This window comes from Bythopirellula superficialaquae (assembly GCF_059632245.1).
Genome location: NZ_CP197426.1, coordinates 3,992,331 through 4,013,507, shown reverse-complemented (window position 1 = coordinate 4,013,507; position 21,177 = coordinate 3,992,331). Strand labels below are relative to the sequence as shown.

Genomic DNA, 21,177 nt, shown 5'->3' with positions numbered 1-21,177 from the left:
TCGCGGGAAAAGCGCCTAGGCATTGAAGAATGCCAGCAGATTAAGGGACACTATTATGACGCAACAGCGCAGTGAAGCAGTAGGCTACCACCGTATTCTTGTCGCAACGGATTTCTCAACGCATGCAGAAGCGGCGCTAAAGCAAGCTGTGTGGCTCACGAGACAGACCGGTGCTAGCCTAGTATTGGCTCACACAGTACCAGACTTGCGGCGCGCAGTGCATTCGGCGTCATTTAAGGCACGCTTGGCCTTGCTATATGGCGAAGACGATCTTTTCCAGCGGGAAATTTGCCAGGAGTCCGAAACGAAGATGCGTCGTTCGATTGTGAATCTAAAGGCAATGGACTTGAATATCAAGTTTGAAACACTTTTAGGCGAGCCTTTTGTCGAAATCACACACGCCGTGCAGCAGGAAGGCTACGATCTTGTCCTTGCCGGCACTCGAGGCTTGGCCTCATGGGAGCAGTTCGTTGTCGGTAGCACTTCCAGGCGTCTCATTCGGAAGTGCCCAGCGAGTGTGTGGATTGCGAAGGAAGAGCATGTAGGACCACCGAAAGTTGTATTGGCGGCCATCGACTTCTCCGACGTAAGCTTTAAGGCTGCGAAGCAGGCGCTGTGGATCGCAGAGTTGGCGGATGCCGAGTTTCACCTAGTGCACGTCGTCGATTCGATGGATGTTCCCGAGGAGGTCATCTCGAAGTTTCCTGAGGGCGACTCGCTAAGAAATGACATTAATGCGGAGGCTCAAGATCGACTTGAGTCGTTCGTCCAGTCGCTCGCATCCAATCGTAGTAAGATTCACCTGCACTTGGCTTGGGGCACTCCCTGGAAGGACATTCGCCGAATTGCTCGGGAACTGCACGCCGACCTCATTGCTTTGGGAACAGTCGGTCGGAGCGGCATCAAGGGGTTATTGCTCGGCAATACGGCGGAAAAGATGCTTAGCACCTGCGATTGCAGCATCCTGACCGTCAAGCCCGATGGTTTTGTGTCTCCGATCACACCTGAGTGGTCGCCATTACGACCTGGTCCGGACGAAAGATCGGCTGCTGAACATCGCCCCGAAAACTAATGGCGAAACGATGATCATGAGGATTCTACTGGCAATCGATGGTTCGCCGTATAGCGATGCCGCTGTTGCGGAAGTTGGCAGGCGGCCTTGGCCATCGGGAAGCGAAGTCCGTGTCATAACCGTCGAACCAAAGGTGGACTCCAATTTGCTAGGAGGCGGATCACCGACAGTGTTCGACGAGCTTGTTCAGCGGCAGCGTACCGACGCACATCGGCGACTCCATGCTGCTGTGCAAGTTTTGAATCAGGCGTCGCCAGAACTGAAGGTCACGTATTTAATGCGGGAAGGTTGGCCGAAGGAGGCAATCCTGGATGAAGCGGAACACTGGGGAGCGGACCTCGTTGTCGTTGGTTCACATGGTTACGGCTCAATCCGCCGTCTGTTTCTGGGTTCAGTCTCGCTCGCTGTAGCGATCAACGCTTCCTGCTCAGTTGAAATCGTCCGGCGTTCAACTCCGGCGTCACACTGTGAGGGCTGAATACGATATTGAGAACCACACAGGAGCGCCACCAACAAAGGCGGCGTGTCGGACGCGAACTTATCTGCCGCGTGAAAAGAACCCAGCATAGTCGAGGTGGAGCACCAATGGAACCTTTAGTCCGAAGCTTGGTGCTTGTATTCCTCATTGCAGGAGCCTTTTTGCATCTGTTCCATCGGCTTCGGCTGCCGTCCATCGTGGGATTATTGTTGGCTGGGGTGTTGATCGGTCCGCACGGTTTGGGCGTTCTTCGCGACCGTTCGCAGATCGAGCACATTGCCGAGCTCGGCGTTGTGCTATTAATGTTTTCGATCGGACTCGACTTCACGCGCGAGCGACTGCAAGAGCTGCTGTATTCGGCCGGAATCGGTGTCGCGCAAATGCTGATCTGCATCGTGGTGGGCACAGCAGGAGCGATCATGTTCGTCGATCGGTGGGTTGAGGCCTGGTTTTTTGGCTTCCTGCTATCGCATACCAGTTCCACGCTAATGCTCAAGTTGTTTCTCGAAAGGGGAGAATTGAGCACGCCTCCCGTACGACTCGGACTGGGAATCAGTATCACCCAAGACCTAACGGTGGTGCTAATGTTGTTGGCAGTGCCCCTCATGGCGGGTGACAATTTCGAGGTCGCTGATTTTAGATGGATGCTGCTCCGCGCCGCATTCGTGCTAACCGTTGCCGTTGCTCTTTCTCGATGGATTATCCCGATTTGGATGGAGCACGTGATTCGTAGCCGCAGCCGCGAATTGTTTTTGATTTTCCTGATCGTTGTCTGCCTTGGCACCGCCTGGACGACATTGGTGGCCGGCTTGTCGATCGGCCTGGGAGCATTTCTTGCGGGTCTGGGCATTGCGGAATCCGGTTACAGCCATCATACCCTCTCGGAAGTAGCCCCATTTCGTGACCTTCTTATCAGCATTTTCTTCATTTCGACCGGAATGCTACTCGAAGTCGGCGGCCTTATGGATAACGCTTGGTTGGCCGTACTGATGTTGCTCGCAGTCCTGGCCATCAAGTTCATAAGCGGGTTTGCTCCTGTTTTGATTTGGGGCTACCCGTTGCGTATTGCAACCATTGTTGGAACCGGAATCGCTCAAATCGGTGAGTTTTCATTTGTGTTGGGATACACGGGGCTTCAGGCCGGTTTGATCAGCGACGACCACTATTCGCTGTTTCTGCTCGTCTCAGTGGGTTCAATGATTGCCAGCCCATTCCTTGTCTACCACAGCACGAGAATTTCGGCCGGACTGGCCAAAGTCCCAGCGTTGCGACGGTTCGATCATATACGGCATATCCCGGAATCGTCGGAACAGCCACCACTGGAAAATCATTTGATCATTGCCGGATATGGTCTCAATGGACGTAATCTGGCAAGCGCTCTGCAGACATTCGACTTTCAGTTCGTTGTTCTTGAAATGAATCCGGACACCGTGCAGGCCGCGCGACGGCGCGGCGAGCCCGTTTTTTTTGGAGATTGCTCTTGCGTTGAGGTGCTGCGAAAGTTGCATATCGATACCGCCTGCGGGATGGTGCTGGCCATTTCCGATGCGCAGGCCACACGGCAGGCGGTCCAAATTGCCCGGCACGAGAATCCTAAGCTGCAGATAATCGTCCGGACCAGGTACATGACGGAAATCGATGCTCTCCGAGAACTCGGAGCGAATGAGGTCATCGCGGAAGAATTCGAGACTTCGCTGGAAGTACTGGCACTAACACTACGACTGTTTGAAACACCCAGCGCCTCGATTAGCCGAATCGTCGACAGTTTTCGGGCCAACGCCTATCACGCACTTCGAGCCGAGTTGCCGTCCACGGAGCGGCAACGACTCCTCAGCGAGTTGGTGCCCGAATTTGAGTTCGAGGAATGTCGACTTGCCGAGGGCGCGCCAGCCATCGGCAGAACACTGCGCGAACTTGACGTCAGAGCGAAAACTGGAGCGACAGTTCTGGCCGTTCGACGAGATGCGACATTTATTACTGTTGCTGCGCCCAATTTTCAATTTCAGAAGGACGACTTTCTGGTCTTAGGCGGAAGCAGGCACCAGATTGCAGATGCGGTCCATGTGATGGGCGGGGACATTAATGCATCGATTTAACTTTTCCGAGGAGGTACCAGATTTCGCCAGGCGACGCGCCCTTACCGAATCAGCTAATCGCTGTACCTGGAGTTCTTGGCCGTGCCTCAGTCACACCGGAAAGTACACGGGCGCTCATGATACCGTTAAATCGTGTGGGACGATCAACAGCCGGCAAGTCACAACTATTACAGCCCAGGACTCCCGATATAGAACTACGGACATTACGTGAACCACTGATTCTGGGCATTGACATAGATACACGAGGATTCTGGCCATCCAAGCAGTGTCCTTACTGGCCCCTTCGTATCCCATGAGGGCCTAGCCTTGGTCCGTAAACTAAGGGTCCTCACGGTGAGTTCGACTTTGGTCACGAACGCAACCCATCGCAGGCAGTCATGCCCCAACATATCGACTGCGCATTTGCCACCCTTGCATGCAGACGGTGGAAACGACCACTGGCACGAAGGACATACCCTTCTAATAGGGAACGATGCAACCGAGGGCAGTGGGGCTGCCCACGTGCTGAGTGAGGTGAGCTACACCGCGTCGAGTTGGCGGCATCTCAGACCGTCGCTCCGTACGCCTGATTGAAGTATAGTTATCTAAAGAGGTCGCCAAGACTGGTGCAACTTATCGGTTCCTGGAATCTGCCGCGGCCGATGTAGCCATGCTTGGTATAAGCGGCCGTGAGCTATAGGCGGTGGTTTCGCTTTTGCAGGAAGCAGGCACCGCAAACGGTGCAAGGGTGGCGGAATGCGAAGAAATGTTTCTTTTCCTGCACTCAGTTCATTTGCGGTAGTTGCGCAATAGAAGTTGTAGGTAGTAATTTGATCCTCCACATAAGGACGGACTCTGTCATGATATGCGCGAATTCTTGAACCCTGATGTATTGAGATTTCACAGTGATCACCACCTTAATTCACACACCTAGTGAAGCAGCCGATCTGATCCGCGCGGGCGCGATCGTTGCATTCCCAACAGAGACCGTATTCGGCCTGGGGGTCGATGCTACCAACGACGCAGCAGTGAGCAAGTTGTTTGCCGCTAAGGGCCGACCGAGCGGCAACCCCTTGATCGTCCACATCGCAGACGCCGCCCGATGGTCCGACGCAGCAGCCATCCTGACGCCAAGTGCGGAAAAACTCCTTTTAGCTTTTGCCCCAGGACCGATCACAGTCGTGCTGCCAAAGCGTTCAGAAGTGTCATCGCTGGTGACGGCTGGGCTTGATACTGTAGGTGTACGCGTTCCCGACCACCCTGTCGCCAGCGAGATTCTCAGACTCGCAGGCATTCCGATCGCAGCCCCCTCTGCAAATCGCTCGGGTCGACCAAGCGGCACGCGGTGGCGGTCTGTGCTCGAAGATCTCGATGGGCGGATCGATGCCATCTATAGGCAAGACGGACCTTCCATCGGAGTGGAGTCGACGGTGGTTGACTGCACCAATTCGGTCGCAACGGTGCTCCGCCCCGGTGCGGTCACTACGGATCAGATCCGGCGCATCCTCCCTGACATCCGTGAATTGACCCAAGAGTCGCCAGTCGGCAATGATGCAGAAGTCCGTTCTCCCGGCACGATGCACCCGCATTACCAGCCACGCGCCGAAGTTCGATTGGTGATTGCGCCCGAGTCGGTAAACTTCGGGAGAGGAGATAGCGTCGCATACTGTGGGCTGCTGCCTATCGAGGATCCAGACACGCTAACGATTAGCGCCGTTTACGACACGCTTGGCGACTACGCTGCCGCATTCTACGAGTTCCTCCGTGAGGCTGACCGCCATAAGGTGAAGACAATTTACGTGCAGCTAGCGCCCGATCATGGAATTGGCCACGCACTCCGAGATCGGCAGAGGCGAGCCGCCGGTGAATGGTAAGTCTGGCGGTATTGGACGTCGATTCAGCGAGCAAGGCGTAATAGACGGCCGACAGTTACTCACTTCTTGCGACAAAAAATTTCAGCTTGGTACCCAGTCTGCCTCACAGTTGCGATATGACTTCAGCGGGACTACTACGGTAGGTAAGCGAGCAGTTCAACTGGAGGTGGCCAATGCCCCCTTACTCACTATCAGAAATGTGGTGTGGGTACCAGGGCGGCTAACTTTTTTCGGCTTGCCAGGCATAGAGACGTAGAGTTGCCGGCAAAGTCCGCCGTTGAATTTGACGGCAATCATTATAGTGCTAACGTCACGATTGAGTGAGTTGGATGTGGCGTGCGTGTCGCTGCCGTTTTCAGGCATTCATCATTAGAACTTTTTCGTTGTACAGGACTCCATGCCTATGAGAAAGAAGCCGGTAATTTGCTTGAGCAGCCTTCCGGCCTTTGTGGGGGATTGATCGATCGTGGACAGCGACCTAACTATTGCGACTTCCACCGCACTCTGTGCTGGACGCACACTCGTGCTTCAGGCGGGCGGGTCATACTTGAAATGTGCATGTTTTGCTTAGCCACATGCTTGGACCTTCTGTGGAGAATCTAAATAACAAGCCGCCAGAATTGTATTGAGAGGTACCCAGCAAAATTTGTAGCTCTTTGAATAGCCACATAAGGTCAGGCTTCTAGGATGGATAAGATAGTCCAAACTGATATCGCAGATTGACTATTTTGACATGCAACTACACACTCTCAGTCTGAGTCAGGGTATCTAACATCCCTGAGCACGATCTCGGGCCAGCGGTGGGTAAATATCTTGTGGCGATGGGGCCCCCCAGACTCCGATTGGAGATCATTGGGGGCAGTCCAGCATGACGACCCCGCCGCTGGGCTTCAGAAACCCATTCTCGCGCGTCTAAGGTTAGTCGGAATGGAAACCAGAGTCTGACACACGACGTCCTACCTAAGCGTTCTCATGCGTTCCAGGGACCATTCTTCACGTGGTGAAGAACTCCCTCAAGCGAATATCGACCGTGGTCTCTTGCAATCAGACGCAAACTCTTGCATTTCATAGCGAGTATCGCATCTCAAAACGTAACCGATCAGCGACAGTATCCTCGCTGATCGGTTACCTGTCTTTTCTCAGCCAATTCGCCGTGCCACTTCGATCCCCTTAGCCAGATCACGTTCCGCATAGACTTGCGTTACGTCGGCTGCACTGTGACCTAAGATGATCTGCGCGGCTTCTAGTCCAAACTGCTTGCGGACCTCGGTCGCCGCGGCGTGACGCAGCTGGTTAGGAGACCAGCGATGGTCGGATTGCCACTGCTTGAGTGTGGCGACCTCGGCTGGGCTCAGCGAATCTCGTAGAATCGATCCCAGCTCGGGGTGCGGAAAGGCTTTGTCGCAGGCGTAATGGATGGCTCTACGATAACTATCGGTCGCGTAACGATTGCCCGGGGATCGTTGAGGTCTGCGCTTGCGGTTTGTGCCGGGACGGTTTCCGCAGCTTAAGGGTGTCACCCGCTTGGCAGAATCGATAGCACGCTTTTTGGCGACACTGTCGCAGGGTCTAAAGCAGTATTCCTCCTCACCGCGAGCCAAATACCGCCAGAGAATCCCTTGAGCTTGTGGCCCGAGCAACACTCTCCGTGGTCGGCCATGATGCTCCGTCTTATGAGTCGAGGGCTGATAAAGCCAGATGTCTCCGCTGCGGTCAACGTCACACGGTCGCAGCAAACAGACCTCGGCAGGACGCATCCCGGTGAGCCGCTGCAAGCGGAACATATCGGCCACAATAGGGCCCAAGTAAGGCAACGTCAAATCAACGATCTGATCATCAACCGGCAAGATGGGGTCTGTTTCCCGGGCTCCAGAGCGACCCACTCTGAGGCCGGCCACAGAGAATAGGGCTTGTGAGACCGCAGCTGGCAACAGTTCCTCAGCCACGGCCCATTTGAACATCCGCTTGATGCGGCTGGTTTGAGCGTTCACATAGCTGCGCGAATGATTCGCGTCGATCATCCGCTGCCGGAGAGTCTTGAGAGCCAAGGGACCAAACTCAGCTGCCGGGGTTTTGCCGTACCACTCGCGCTGAAAACGGAGGGCCAAACGGATGTTTGGGGCTTCTCGCGTGCAATTTCCATTGCGCTGGTAGTAGTCTTTGGCGAACTTGTAGTAACGGGCACAGATCTCCACGACGGTGATGCCGTCACTTGCTGCCACCAGCGGATTGCGGCTGTTCTGCAGCCACTCTCCGACCAGACGATCGTAAGCGATCTTGCTCGTCTTCGTGTTGTGTGGCCCCAGATAGATATCCCGACCGTTCAGCGTGACGACGGCCTGCCCGCTCGCGCGGTGCTTGCGATACTTGGGCAGATGATTGTTCGACCAAGGCATGATGCGGTTCTCCTCGAAAATCCAAAAACGGTAGGTACCGTTTTTGAAGCTTGGGAAACGCCGCGCTGTCGAACGTCGACAGGTAACAGAAACTCTTATTTCGGCAGAGGTTAAGTACAGTGCCCCAGGCAGGATTCGAACCTGCGACCTGCGGTTTAGGAAACCGTCGCTCTATCCCCTGAGCTACGAGGGCTTAAGGCTTAAAAACAAGCCATTTTCTACGCTTTCTGCGATGCTGACTTTCGTCGTTTGACACCCGTTTTGACACTTGGTAAGCTATCGAGCGTCAAGATGACACCCGGGCGGCGGTAACCGCCGGGTGTCTGACACCACCTTACCGCTATCACCTGGAGGTAGTGCCATCATGGCCCATTCTACCAGCCGTACACCGGCAAAGAAACCTAAGAAGCCTCGGCCTGATTTTCCGCTTTTCCCACATGCGAGTGGCCGCTGGGCTAAGAAAGTTCGCGGCAAGTTTTGCTACTTCGGTAAAGTTGTCGACGATCCCAAGGGCGTGGCCGCGCTTGATCTCTGGTTGGAACAAAAGGACGATCTCCTGGCCGGTCGTATTCCACGGACCGCCAAAGGTGGGTTGACCTTGCACGGTTTGTGCAACGCTTTTCTAGCCGATAAGGAAAGTCGAGTTGAATCCGGCGAACTCACGCTTCGGATGTTCAAGGATTACGAGAATTGCTGCGAGATCGTCCTAAAGGTATTCGGCAAGACCCGCCTGGCTGATGATCTTGGGCCGATGGATTTTTGTAAGCTGAGATCAGTGCTTGCCAAGCGGTTTCGATCGAAGGCGGCGTTAGCTAATAGAATCGTTTGGATCAGGGGTGTTTTTAAGTGGGGCAGCACGATGGAGCTGCTTGAAAAGCCCGCTAGGTTTGGAAATTTTAGCAAGCCCAAGCCTAAGGATATTCGTGCAGCACGACAGGCTAAGGGTCCGATGATGTTCGAGGCCCGCGAGATCAGGTGTTTACTCAAGTCGGCCTCTCCACAACTACGGGCCATGATTCTCCTGGGCGCGAATTGCGGCTTCGGGAATACAGATTGTGGACGGCTTCCGTTGTCCGCCGTTGATCTCAAGGCCGGTTGGCACAATTTTGCACGTCCCAAGACGGCGATACTGCGACGGTGCCACTTGTGGCCAGAAACAATTCAGGCCCTTAAGAGTGTCATCTGTGAAAAGCCCAAGGCAAAGAATTCGACGATCTCCAAGTTAGTATTTGTGACCCGCACTGGTGATTCGTGGGCCAAAGAAACTGCAGACAATCCGATTTCCAAGGAATTCGCAAAGCTGGTTAAGAAGCTTGATCTCCAAAGACATGGCCGTGGGTTTTACGCTCTACGACATGGTTTTGAGACCATCGGCGGCGAATCGCACGATCAGGTGGCCGTCGATCACATTATGGGCCATTTTGATTCGTCGATGGCCGAACGCTATCGGGAGAAGATTAGCGACGAAAGATTGCGGGCCGTCACAGATCACGTTCGCCGCTGGTTATTCCGTCGTGAGGGTGCCGATCTCTGGCGTGGGCTGGAAGGGGGTGCGAAGTGAATGATACCCCTGAGATTTTGGCAAAGTTGTTGCTGGAATTACAGCAGCGTTTTCTTCGGGCCGAGAACGATCAGCAAGTAACCTTAGCTTGTGAGATTGGCGGCAAGCTGCTTGTTCGCGCTAGCAAAGCGAACCTACTTGGATTTGACCTGCCGAGTGTTGCTGCAAGTGAAATGCTTTCGCATGATAACGCGACTGAGTGGGCAAGTCGGTTTGAAGTGGCTGTCATGGTGTTCAGCCATAGGTTGGAAGAATACTTTCCTGGGAACCCGTCTGCCATCCGTTGGGAGAATCGAGAGCCGACCGGTCCGGAGAAAGTGCGAGTTGGCAGCACGAAGAAACAAGATTGGCGAATCAGGGCCGAAAACTACTCCTTTGCTTGTGGTCAGATTGCCGAACTAATAGCCGGAGATGACGGCGACGGTCCCGTCGACGGCTTCCGTTGGCGGCATAATGGCGCAATTCTGGAAAATAATCTCCCGCCCATGCCGTGGCGGTTGGTCAATTATTTGTTTCATGCAAAGGATAACACGGCGACATATTCAGAATTGGCGCCAATTGTTGGTGATGATGAGAATTATTTTCTCGACCCGCCAAAGGCCAAAGGGCATCAAACGAAGGCCAATAAGTATTTCGTAGACAATGGAATTCCGCTGGAAGTAAAACTCAAAGCCGACAAGGTTATTTTGGAGAAATTAACAGGGGACTGAGTCAGTCCCGTTTCAGTGCCAATTCAGTGCCAAGTGGTTAATACCCTTTAAGCAGTTCAACCAACTGTTTGGAGGGTTTTTTTATGAACAAGTATCTGACTCCGCCAGCAATCGCTCGAAAGCTGGGCATCACCACCGGCAAGGTGATTGATTTTATCGAGGCGGCTGAACTTGAGGCCGTCAATCTCGCCCGGCGTGGCTGTACTCGCCCGCGATACCACATCGCACCCGACGCGCTAGATCGGTTCATTGCCTCTCGGCTTGTCGTTCCCAAGGTCGCCCCCGTGCGGAAGCGTAGGGCCACACCCAAGGGCGGCAAAGACTATTTCTCACATATCCCCGGCTAACACATTCACCCGATCCCAGTGGGCACAAAAAAAGTGACCCACACCGCAGCAACGGGGGGTCACAAAATGGAGTCTTACTATGGTCAAGGATAACAGATCACGCCTCTCTAGGCAAAAAGTTTTGATCGTCAGCCACGGCGATCACTACTTGGAAGTATTCGGCGATAACATCGAAGTGAAGATCGTCCGCGTCCCCGTGGCATCAAGGCGAGAAGCAGAGATTCAGGCGAGTGAAGTCGTCGACATGCTGCTTCCCCCGTTCTGGCGTGACATTTACTGGCCCAGCAAGATGAGGGCCAATGGAACCACCAGACCATTAAAGCCGTCGACGTTGCAGCAAGCACTCGGCGTCCATGAAAGCATTCGACGATTGAACGCCTTGCTGGTCGACGAAAGAGAGGTGGCCCATGTCTAAGCTACCTGAATTCCCCGTGGGTGCACTCCCGCCAGTGTTGCGTCGATGGGTGGAAGAAGAAGCCCGTGCGACTCAGACACCCGCTGATCTCGCCGCATGGGGAGCAATCACGGTTTGTTCAAGTCGATTGGCACGACGGGTGATAGTTCGGCCTCGTGCTGGTTGGGATGAGCCCACAAACATTTTCGCCACGACGTTACTGGGGCCGGGCAATAGAAAGAGTGCTGTCTTTGCCGATGCTATCCGTCCTCTCCGTGAGATTGAAAAACTATTGATCTCTGAGGCTAAGCCGGAAGTTGCCAAGCTCAAGAGCCGTCGACGACAAGCAGAGACACGGCTGGCCAAGTTAGAAAAACAACTCGCCGAGTCTGATGACGTTGATGTTCGCCAACAAGCCGATGAGTTAGCCGAATATCTAGCACGCGAGCCGGAAGCGTTCTTACCGCGAGTCATTATCGACGATTGCACGCCTGAGAAATTGGCCGTGCTTCTCGCAGAACAAAATGGCCGCCTGATGAGTGCGGCGCCTGAGGGTTCCCCGTTCGATATCATGTCTGGCCGATACTCAAAAAATGGTTCCAACGATTTCGACATTTATCTGAAATCGCACGCAGGTGATGACGTTGCCCAAGATCGTATCAGCCGGGAAACGCTCCGTATCGAGCGGCCAGCACTCACATGTTTCTATTCAGTCCAGCCGGAAGTGATTCGCGGGCTGGCCGGGAATAGTGCCATGCGTGGCCGTGGGCTCTGGGCTCGATTCTTATATGCCGCTCCTGATAGCCACATCGGCAAACGTGAGATCGGTGCTGAGGCTGTCAGCCAGCAAGCCATCGACGGTTATCACGAAGTGGTACAAGAGATTGGCGAGTTTAGCGGCGATCAGGTACTAACACTTGATGAGTTGGCATCGGCGGTGCTGTTCGGCTGGGAATCTGAAATTGAATGGAAACTGGCCGATGGTGGCGCGATGGAAGCCGTCAGGGATTGGGGCGCCAAGTTGGCCGGGGCAACACTCCGAATAGCTGCTGTGCTTCATGCCTGCCAGAAGGGGGCCTTTGGTGAGATCGACGCTCCAACACTCATTTCTGCTATCGAGATTGCCCGCTATTGCATCCCACACGCTCAATACGTGCTGTGCGAACTAGGTTCCGGTGATGCTGGCCTTACCGATCAGGAAAAGCTCGTCCGCTGGATTGAGGGCCGTGGCGGTGAAGTCAGTATCCGCGATCTCTCACATTCAGGCCCAAGGGGTTATCGAGGCAAGATCGTCGACGCTGAGCTCGCCTTGAACGATCTCCGCGATGAGGGGCTTGGCGACTGGCACTTCCTCAGACCCGGCGTCCAAGGTGGCAGGCCAACACGGGTGTTTCGATTGATTTCCAAAGTTGGACCACCTGGAGCCGGAACCGAAACCCCTGAATTCGCCGGGAACCATGCAGTTATGGTTCCGGCTCCACTGGTTCCACATTCTGAAAACAGTGAGGTGGCGTGATGGATCACAAGCAAGATCGCCAACGTCCGCTTCCGTTCGATGAGCTTTATCAGGATGCGAAAGAACAACGTCGTCGTGACAAGGTGATGCGTTTGCTTGGCTCGTTGGGCCAGCCAGCCACGACGATCAGCACGGCTCAGGCGTTCGACTTCGAAGCAGCAACAGCGATTGCGAAGGGGCAGCGATGAGAACGCACAAAAGTTTTATTTCGCCAGAAACACGCGCGGACGAGAGTGGCGGCTATGGGCGTCGAAGGCGTGGAGTAAAGGCACCCCCTATGGGGGGGTATGTAAGTTGCAATAGAGCGAACACCCTAGACCGATTGGTTAGCCGTGCACATTCCTACGTGTTCCCCGTTGAAAAGGAATTTTGACTATGACCGAAAAAACACCCCCAGATCACTTAGAACCGGCAACAAAAGCGTGGTGGCAATCCGTCGTCGATGAGTTCGACGGATTGGAAGATCACCACCTGCGATTGCTGACGCTTGCTGGCGAGGCGTGGGACCGTGGCCAACAAGCGCGGCAAGCAATCCAAGAAAAGGGACTGACGTTCGATGACCGCTTCGGCGCTCCGCACGCCAGACCGGAAATCGCCATCGAACGAGATTCGCGGATTGCGTTCGCTCGACTGGTTCGTGAGTTGAGCCTTGATGTTGCCGAGCCAGCGAACAATCAAGTGCGACCACCCAAAATTATCGGAAATGCAAACAGAAAAGGGGCCTGAGACATGCCAAGAAAAAACCTACTTGTGAAACGTCGAAAGCAAAGTGGATACACCGTCCATCACCTGAAATTCTTGGAGATGGGTTTTGACTTTGGATGGGGGCAAGGTTTCAGCCCTGAAGCCGGGCGCGATCGTTCGGGAACACGGCAGGACGCGCCGGAAGTTCGTGAAGCGTGGGAGATATTCAGGGAGCAAATTCTACTCGATTGGATACGCAAGGAACCACGACCCGGTGGGCATGGTGGCCCATTCACTAGACCGTGGGCGTGGTGGAAATTCGACGCGCCGGAACGACGGCAGCGAAAAAATGGAGTGCATCCGTTTGATAATCCCGAGCGGCAAGCCCACTGCCTTAAGTTCGATCAAGAACATCCTGGTTCCATGCGGGATGCTTGTAGCTTGTACTTTGGTTTGCCCGGCCAGCTCATTATTCGTGATGATTTCGACGCGATCTACGAAAGCCAACGCGACTACCTCGTCCGGCTCAATTTGTTGACCGATCACGAACGCGAGCTACTGGAGGCGGAAAAGTGAACAGATTCAAACAATGCAGCAAGTGCGGCGGCAAGCTAGGCACCCGCACAAGTCGAGATTTGCTAGCCGATGGCACGCGGCGCGAAGTCTATCGGGAGTGTAAGGCGTGCGGACAGCGGGATACGGTCGTTATCAAACAAGAAATTATTTTTGTGAGTTGTTCTGGTCAGAACAACAGCCGTTAGGTGAACACTTGCACACAAGGTAGAATTGACCCATGCAAACAAAACAATCCCTCATCGACGAACTGGAAAGCCTTGCCGCAACCCCTCGGGGTATCGGCTTGGAAGTGTATTTGCCAAACGTGTCGGATGATGGAATTTGGAAACTCGGTCGATGGGCCGAAAAATCTAACGACTCGGCACAGGCGCTATCGGAGTGGTTGCACCACGTCGCCGTCGAGGAAATTTACCGACGCAGCGAATCATCGCCTATTGAGGCGAAGACTCCGCGCATTCCAGTGGACTGGAACAATGACCAATTAGCGGATGCGCTGATTGCGAGCTATGCGATGATGCGTGCAAACCGACTACGTGACCTAGATGATTTCTTCCGTGAACTGACCATCACGATATCCGTGTTGGCATCCGACCGGCTAAGAAACGCAATGGATAAAAATAATGATTGAAGCAATAAGCCCCCAAGCCTTGCGGGGAAAAGCTAAGGCAGTGCTTGCGGAAGCTGAAAGTCTCAACGATTTGGTGGCAAGCCAGAATCGAGAGATGACCCCAGCCGAGCAGGCACGATTCGACCAACTACTTGCGGAAGCCGACGACTGCGGCACGCAAGCGGCACACTATGCAGAAACTCAAGCCCGTGGGGAGCAAGCGGCACAAGCTGCCATGCGTGCGGGTGTTTACAATCACAGCCCATTCGGTGGTGCATCCATCGAAGATATTTACGGACGAAAGAAAATGGAAGTCAATGTTATCGCGCCCAAATTGAGCGCATTCACGGGACCGGAAGCCCAAAAGAACGCCTACGAAAGCGGCTTGTGGCTCCGCAACTTTATCACAGGCGGCATCAATGCCGCACAAACCGAAGGCAGTCCCTCTGCTGGCGGCTATGCGGTTCCGACCGAACTGGCACGGGCGATTATCAACGTGCGTGAAAACCACGGCGTTAGTCGCAAGTTGGCGAAGGTCTACCCGATGACCAGTGACGCGCTGAACGTGCCACGGCTCTTGACCGGCACGACCACCACCTACCCCGGCGAAGCTGCGGCGATCACAGCCAGTGACCCGACCTGGGGGCAAGTGTCGTTCTCCGCCAAGAAACGCGCTAATCTGGTCAAGGTCTCCAACGAACTGATGAACGATAACGTCGTGATGATGGCTGACTTTGTTGCCGACACAATCGGCAAGGATCAGGCATCGACTGAGGACGGCGAGTTCATCTTGGGCGATTCCACTTCCACCTATGGCGGCGAAACTGGTCTGCTGTCGGCTCTCGGCGCGGCTGGCATTTTCACCTGCGGAACGGGTGTTGATACGTGGGCTGAAATTGCGATGAGTGACTTCACCGCGACGATGGCGAAACTGCCGTCGAAGTTCACGGGGCCGCTATCGTGGTTGTGCAGTCGCGAGTTTTATTACAGCACGATGTTGCGACTGTTGGCGGCGGCTGGCGGCAATAACATCATGGTATTGGAAAGCGGCGCAACTGTGCCGTCGTTCCTTGGTTCGCCGGTTTACTTTAGTAGCAAAATGCCGACATCCTCGGCGGCTTCGACGGTTGCGGCTTTGTTCGGTTCGTTCGGTGAAGCCACGGCAATCGGTGACCGGCAAATGGTGCAAGTGCAAACGTCGCAGGATCGTTTCTTCGATGAAGATTGCACCGGCATCCGTGGAATCAGTCGCTACGACATCAACTGCTACGACCTGGGCGATGGCTCTGCCGCTGGTGGTGTTGTCGGTCTCAAGACGGCGGCTTAATGATTTTGAAGTGAGCATGCGTAGAAACGGCGCGTGCGAAACAGCCGACACCCAGCCGGTTGCCCGCCGGTTGGGTGTTTTACTTTCTAGGTGTCACATGACCAAAGCTGAAATCGAACATCTCGCCAAACAGCGATACGGCTATCCATGCCAAGTGACTCCATTCACGACCAAAATGGATGGCACGGCTGAACCGTGGTTCATGCTCGAACTTCTGCTGTCCGCTGGTGGTCGAAAGATTGTCGGTTGCCGTCGTTCGCTCGATGAAATGCCTGCCTTAATCCAGCGTGGAGAATTCTCCCATGCCGTCAACGCCTGACCCGACTCCCCAACAGATTGCCGCGACCTGCGAAGTGATTCAGCAAACGTGGAGTGCTGAAACGAAACGCAGTCGCCTGGGGTGGTATGCGGCTGAACAAGTCGTGCGGATCCCGGTCGTGGCGGATTGTGGGGAGCTTGGCGAGTTGGTCGACGGGATGATTGAAGTCGACCCGCAAGCGTAGGTGCTATTCTCGGCGTTTCTTGCCATTCCGCACCAAAGCCCGAAATGCGCGTTCTGAGGCGTTTCAATCCCTGGACGGGTGAACAGTCGCCCGGGAGCGTTTGAGTGATTCCTGGGCTATCTGGTGCGATGGGTTCGGCGTGGTTGTGGGTGAGACCACGGGATGAGACCAGTACGCAACTTCAAAGTATCAGATTGATACTTTGATTTTTGTGGATCAGGCCTCGGGATCATGGCCGTGGCCATATTCGTTGATCTCAAAGAGCAGGTGTCAGTGACACCCGATAAGGCGCTTTTCTAAACTCTTGTACACCTATTTTAAGAAACGCCGAAAGGTGGGTTTGAGACTAGAAAACAAGATATATTCGGCGATTTTAGGGTATGATAGAAAAGCATTATTTCCGTTTAGGAAACCGTCGCTCTATCCCCTGAGCTACGAGGGCGCTAAATTTGTTTGAATATCATCATGATACGCACTACTATTCGCCTGGAACAAGCCCGTCATTGATACTGATCATATACGCCATAGATACTTCATCAATCTCGTTGACCAGAAATCTTACATGGCCGTCAAGAAAGGAGGCGTTAACGCCTCCCGGATGTAGGCTTCGGGGAGCGGCTGACATATAGCCTCCCACACCGATTCCGTTCTTGTCCTGAGCACTGATATGCAGAGAGCAGGGCATTTGAGCTTCAGCAGAGAGGGTGGCCAATTGCTCGTCACACTGTTTAGTAGTATCAAAGTTGATGCCTTGATTGTTAGGCAATTGTGCCTCGTCACGGCTATCTGGGTTAGCCACATAAGGCCCACGATTCTCAATGATGTATGGATCCCCAACACCGATGCCATCGTGTTCGTTCCACCAGTCTTCGGGATGCATATCGAACGCCAATAGAGTTGCTCCATTCCACGGCAATGACCAGGCACCTCGTTCGTCTTTTTCGTTGTCCAAAGTTCGTACTTCGCTCAAAACAAGCGTAACGCTGCTGCCATCCTCGATCGTGGCAAACGGTGTTGGTCTGGCTGACAGCGCGCCAGGATAAAGGTAAGTCAGATCGACATGAAATGGGCTGACATAAGCAGCATAGTTTCCCTTTGCTAGCTCTGCATAGTTCAGTCCCACTCCCGTCTTCAAGAGATTGAACTTTCGGCCGTAGGCTTGATCGCTTGGACAAATCAGAGAAGCAAGGAACTTCGACTGTGGGTCTTGAGGCTGATTGGAAACTACGCGGGATAGATCGAATTCTTCATAAAGAGCCGCTTGTTCGATAAAGGGCAGTAAAAGCACAATCCAGCTTATTTGTTTACCAGAAAAAGGATTAAAAATATCTACCTGATACTTGGGATCAAATTTCGGATTGACTATCCCGCACGGTGGCAGCGCGCCATGAACCTGCTCGTAATTAAGTAGAGCCAGGCTCAACTGTTTGAGATTGTTAACACATTGAACGCGTCGAGCTGATTCACGAGCTGACTGCACAGCCGGCAATAAAAGCCCTACCAGAATAGCGATAATTGCGATGACAACTAACAACTCAATGAGAGTGAAAGCGCAAGACTTAGGACAATGTGTGCCGTGGATTCGGCGAGATCTATTATGTGGCGCCATAGCTGACTTAGTTGCTAAGACCACGGCGAGTTGAGCGGACGGGAAGTTTCCAATGCAGCGTATTAGATACTGCCTGTGATATTTCATCGGAAATCTGATCCCATGCAAGGGCCAAGTGACTTGTATCACCACCGACGTTACTCTCAAGAACCCGCATCGTCGCAATAAAGTTTTCAGATTGACTATTGGAAGTTGTTCCTGAAATCTGAATTGGTGCCGCGTTCAAACGAATGGTTTCCGACAGAACTGCCACTGTATCGTCATCTGTGGGACTCACAGGGGACATCGTTTGTTGATTAATCGTTGGCAAAAATTCAAGCCTCGCAAAGGAAGTTACGGCGAATATCTCATCTGCAGCAGGTTGGTATGCGGCACTCCCAATTTCACCTGCCGACAGTTCGCTAACGGGCGCCTCTGCAGAGTCTAACGCACTGACTATCGGCGCAGCCAACGCGGAGTTTGATCCATAATTGGCCTGCCAAATCTCTAAATCCAACGCATCAACCGCATGGTCTCCATTAGCATCACCATCAGATGCGAGGGCTCCTGATGATATGCCAAATCCTCGTTGCCAAGCGAGAAAGTCTCGACCATCAACGTCACCATCTCCATTGGAATCGCCATTGCTGGTTGGTGCCAAAGCAGCGTTTGTATATTGATCCTGCCAAATTGCTAAATCCAAGTTATCCACAGTTCCATCAAGATTGCCATCACCATCTGTTAATGTTCCGCCAGTCGAAATTCCAAAGCCTCGTTGCCAGACAAGAAAGTCACGGCCACTAATTACACCGTCAAGATTAAAGTCCCCAGAATCACCGACAATGATTCTGACGGTACCCGTGTTCGACTGATTCACAAAGTCATAGGCAGTGTAAGTGAATTGGTCCATACCCTGGAATCCAGGATTAGGAGTATAGACAAAGCCGCCGTCTGGTCGAAGTATCAACGTGCCATAAGTGACACTTGTGTCAAGCACTGCTAAAAACTCTTGACCTTCAGGATCGATATCATTGGACAGAAGTCCCTCGACTTGCCCCACACTCAAAGCGCTGAGAAAACTCGAGTGTAACGTGCCGACGACTTGAAGGGGCGCACCGCTTTTTGTGTGATAGTGATCGTTGTTGGCAAAAACGGGCCCGTTGGCGCCAAACTCGTTCCAAACCCAGGACCACCAATCACCAAATAATGACGACATAGTATCATTTGTGTCAAAACCGGTGGGAGGGGCACTACTAGACTCCACAAATGAATCCCAGAGGGTCGGATCAGTAGATATGATCTCGCCTGGATAGCAAAAGAAACCTTCCATTCCCGGTTCATCGCAAGCAAAAGGGTTTGCGGTTGGATCGTTCGGGTCTCCGACGAAGGGATCGGAGATTGCTGTCCAACGGATATTGTAGTGAATCTCGGGAGGTACACTTCCGTCGAGCGTGAGCATGACGACTCTCATGCTATAGGTACCCGATGACAAAAGAACCGCTTCACGAGAGCGGATCTCACCTGGACGCGTGCTAAGTTGATAGACGGCATTGCCTTGATCGTCAAAGATTGTGGCCACTAACGCGGTAGGAATGGATACCGCGACATCTTCCGCTTCCATCACAAAATGGAATAGCTGGGGTTTCGCGATATAAAGCGTGTGTGTGTTCTGTATCGTTCCGCTACCGAGAGACGGCAGTGGATTCAAACCCAGCGACTCGAAGGGTACCACGTCGGTCGCAAATGTTACAACCAGGCTATAGTTGCCGGTATCGAACAGTTGCCCGGGATTGGCTGCATCGACTTTGATAAGGTAATTGTTTTCGGGAATGATTTCATCGACTTGAACAATGTAGTCACCTGCGCCATTGGCGATAATCGAAGATAGAATAACGTTAGCGTTTTCATCCAATACGGTAACTCGCGGAATCAAGCCACCGTTGTCCAGCGAGCGCACTACAACCGTCATGACATCCAATGCAGACACTTCAAGTGCGGGAGCCGAAACTTCGTAAACGTCCACATCGTTCGAATCCTTAATGCTGCCGATGACCTCGAATCGAGTATCTTCAAGGAACCCCAAAGCCGTATCCAATTCAACGGCACCTGCTATCTCATCATCGCTATGATCATCATCGTTGAAGAAATCTTCCTCGGAGTCAAAAAACTTTGCCAGCTCGTCGGCAGGTAGATTCCGGTAGATACCCCCCGCAACTTCATCGATCTGCGCGGGTGTGGCCAAGTTTTCGTCGTCGAAAATCGTTATTAGTGAATAGCCGCCCACATTCAGCGCATTGCTATCCGAGCTGCTCACCTGAAAATAATATCGCTGATCTTCATTAATAGTCGGCAAATTAACGATCAACCGATCGCCACCAAATTCTGTGGCCACGTCTTCAGCGATGAGGTGGTGATTGTGATCGAAGATTCTCAACCGAGGCTCTAGTAAACTAATTCCGATCGTCCTGACTTCAATTGTTAATGAACCGTCGTAGTTGCTTGGCGGATCAATATAAAAGTAGTCAAGGTCTGCGGCCGCACCGATATCTCCGTAGACAATTGTTGGCGCACTTCCATGACCAGACTCATTTATTTCGCCTGTCAGTAACTCACTGGCGCTGGCAATCGTATCGTTGTTAGTTGTTGTATTCCCGTTCTCTTGGGAAACTTCGTTTAAATCGGGTGCGCGTGCACCATGCAATTCCTGCAACAAAGCGATATCGTTTGCAGTCGGTTGTCTCACAACTGGTGGATTACCAGAATGCAATGGAGAATTCGGATCGTCGTTATCTTCTAGGCCGAATACGTTTCCTGCTTCGTGAAGAGCGATTGCCAGAATATCGTCTATCGTCTGATAGTTATAAGCTGTATTGAACAATACATCGGCAAACCAAGTTCCCGAGACGAGGCCGTCTATGGGGACTGAGACAGCAGCTACGTTGGGAGCCATCGCGATTGCTCCGATGCGGATATCGCCAAAGCGATTATCCCCTTGGCTTGCCCCTCCAGTACCAAAAGCTTGCCCCCCGTCGTCAACCACACCGATATCGGCATTTGTGTTAACTGTCCACGTTTGAAAGGCGGTTAATATCTTGTCCTGCCACACTTCTCTCGGTGCGATGGCATCAAAAAGGCTCGCAAGCCCATTCGCTTGTCCGGCAATTGAGGTACCGTCCGCTGCAAAACTCAGCGTGAGATGAACATCGGTTCCTAATATTGAACCTTCCGCGTCAAGAGCCAGTCGAGGTTCGAGCTGCTCGAAAGAAAATGCTCTACGAAGTCTGTCTTTCAAAGTTGCAGAATTAGTTGGCTTGCGCATGCAATTTTTTCAACTCAGTACTACCAGCGATCGTTGCAGCAATGTTGCGTGGTTCTGGACGGAGACTGCACTATTAAAGCCCCAAGTCCCATTGTGACTCAATAAGTGTTGTGCCGATCATTCAATATGAGTAGTCGTATTGACAGCACG

At 53.1% G+C, this 21,177-nt stretch carries 19 protein-coding genes and 1 tRNA gene; 16 read left to right on the top strand and 4 right to left on the bottom strand.

Annotation, left to right across the window (positions count from 1 at the left end; translation table 11 throughout):
* The first annotated feature begins 55 nt into the window (after positions 1–55).
* From SH678x_RS16545 to SH678x_RS16530, 4 genes are all read left to right on the top strand, one after another.
* The gene (locus SH678x_RS16545; RefSeq protein ID WP_496919561.1) at positions 56–1,072 is read left to right on the top strand and encodes a universal stress protein; all 1,017 of its coding nucleotides are present in this window, start codon (positions 56–58) and stop codon (positions 1,070–1,072) included.
* Positions 1,073–1,088: 16 nt separating this feature from the next.
* The gene (locus SH678x_RS16540; RefSeq protein ID WP_496919560.1) at positions 1,089–1,550 is read left to right on the top strand and encodes a universal stress protein; all 462 of its coding nucleotides are present in this window, start codon (positions 1,089–1,091) and stop codon (positions 1,548–1,550) included.
* A gap of 107 nt (positions 1,551–1,657) precedes the next feature.
* On the top strand, positions 1,658–3,646 hold the full coding sequence (locus SH678x_RS16535) for a monovalent cation:proton antiporter family protein (RefSeq protein ID WP_496919559.1): 1,989 nt from the start codon (positions 1,658–1,660) through the stop codon (positions 3,644–3,646).
* Between the two features lie 884 nt (positions 3,647–4,530).
* Positions 4,531–5,499: an L-threonylcarbamoyladenylate synthase gene (locus SH678x_RS16530; protein WP_496919558.1), complete on the top strand. Its 969-nt coding sequence runs from the start codon at positions 4,531–4,533 to the stop codon at positions 5,497–5,499.
* Between the two features lie 1,139 nt (positions 5,500–6,638).
* Here the strand turns inward: SH678x_RS16530 and SH678x_RS16525 are convergent.
* Positions 6,639–7,895 carry a tyrosine-type recombinase/integrase gene (locus SH678x_RS16525; protein ID WP_496919557.1) on the bottom strand — a complete coding sequence of 419 codons (1,257 nt, stop codon included), beginning with the start codon at positions 7,893–7,895 and terminating at the stop codon, positions 6,639–6,641.
* Positions 7,896–8,015: 120 nt separating this feature from the next.
* Positions 8,016–8,088: transfer RNA gene (locus SH678x_RS16520), tRNA-Arg, on the bottom strand.
* A 171-nt stretch (positions 8,089–8,259) separates the two neighbouring features.
* Here SH678x_RS16520 and SH678x_RS16515 point away from each other — a divergent pair.
* From SH678x_RS16515 to SH678x_RS16460, 12 genes are all read left to right on the top strand, one after another.
* Positions 8,260–9,456, top strand: coding sequence for a tyrosine-type recombinase/integrase (locus SH678x_RS16515; protein WP_496919556.1), 1,197 nt, complete (start codon positions 8,260–8,262; stop codon positions 9,454–9,456).
* Positions 9,453–10,166, top strand: coding sequence for a hypothetical protein (locus SH678x_RS16510; protein ID WP_496919555.1), 714 nt, complete (start codon positions 9,453–9,455; stop codon positions 10,164–10,166). Before SH678x_RS16515 ends, SH678x_RS16510 begins: the two co-directional genes overlap by 4 nt.
* Positions 10,167–10,249: 83 nt before the next feature.
* Positions 10,250–10,513, top strand: coding sequence for a helix-turn-helix domain-containing protein (locus SH678x_RS16505; RefSeq protein ID WP_496919554.1), 264 nt, complete (start codon positions 10,250–10,252; stop codon positions 10,511–10,513).
* 79 nt (positions 10,514–10,592) lie between these two features.
* Positions 10,593–10,928: a hypothetical protein gene (locus SH678x_RS16500; protein ID WP_496919553.1), complete on the top strand. Its 336-nt coding sequence runs from the start codon at positions 10,593–10,595 to the stop codon at positions 10,926–10,928.
* Complete coding sequence (locus SH678x_RS16495; protein WP_496919552.1) at positions 10,921–12,423, top strand: YfjI family protein; 1,503 nt, start codon at positions 10,921–10,923, stop codon at positions 12,421–12,423. The genes SH678x_RS16500 and SH678x_RS16495 overlap by 8 nt, the downstream gene beginning before the upstream one ends.
* Positions 12,423–12,611, top strand: a complete 189-nt coding sequence (locus SH678x_RS16490) for a hypothetical protein (protein ID WP_496919551.1) — start codon at positions 12,423–12,425, stop codon at positions 12,609–12,611. Before SH678x_RS16495 ends, SH678x_RS16490 begins: the two co-directional genes overlap by 1 nt.
* 187 nt (positions 12,612–12,798) lie before the next feature.
* Entirely contained in the window at positions 12,799–13,149 is a 351-nt protein-coding gene (locus SH678x_RS16485; protein ID WP_496919550.1) for a hypothetical protein, read from the top strand.
* 24 nt (positions 13,150–13,173) lie between these two features.
* Entirely contained in the window at positions 13,174–13,683 is a 510-nt protein-coding gene (locus tag SH678x_RS16480) for a hypothetical protein (RefSeq protein ID WP_496919549.1), read from the top strand.
* Between the two features lie 217 nt (positions 13,684–13,900).
* Positions 13,901–14,311, top strand: coding sequence for a hypothetical protein (locus SH678x_RS16475; RefSeq protein WP_496918696.1), 411 nt, complete (start codon positions 13,901–13,903; stop codon positions 14,309–14,311).
* A complete protein-coding gene (locus SH678x_RS16470) occupies positions 14,304–15,617 on the top strand; it encodes a phage major capsid protein (RefSeq protein WP_496919548.1) in 1,314 nt (437 codons plus the stop codon). Before SH678x_RS16475 ends, SH678x_RS16470 begins: the two co-directional genes overlap by 8 nt.
* Positions 15,618–15,714: 97 nt before the next feature.
* The gene (locus tag SH678x_RS16465; protein ID WP_496919547.1) at positions 15,715–15,936 is read left to right on the top strand and encodes a hypothetical protein; all 222 of its coding nucleotides are present in this window, start codon (positions 15,715–15,717) and stop codon (positions 15,934–15,936) included.
* Complete coding sequence (locus SH678x_RS16460; RefSeq protein ID WP_496919546.1) at positions 15,920–16,120, top strand: hypothetical protein; 201 nt, start codon at positions 15,920–15,922, stop codon at positions 16,118–16,120. Before SH678x_RS16465 ends, SH678x_RS16460 begins: the two co-directional genes overlap by 17 nt.
* A 478-nt stretch (positions 16,121–16,598) precedes the next feature.
* Here the strand turns inward: SH678x_RS16460 and SH678x_RS16455 are convergent, their stop codons facing one another.
* The gene (locus SH678x_RS16455; RefSeq protein WP_496919545.1) at positions 16,599–17,654 is read right to left on the bottom strand and encodes a DUF1559 domain-containing protein; all 1,056 of its coding nucleotides are present in this window, start codon (positions 17,652–17,654) and stop codon (positions 16,599–16,601) included.
* Positions 17,655–17,736: 82 nt separating this feature from the next.
* The gene (locus SH678x_RS16450) at positions 17,737–21,027 is read right to left on the bottom strand and encodes a cadherin-like domain-containing protein (RefSeq protein WP_496919544.1); all 3,291 of its coding nucleotides are present in this window, start codon (positions 21,025–21,027) and stop codon (positions 17,737–17,739) included.
* Between the last annotated feature and the right edge of the window lie 150 nt (positions 21,028–21,177).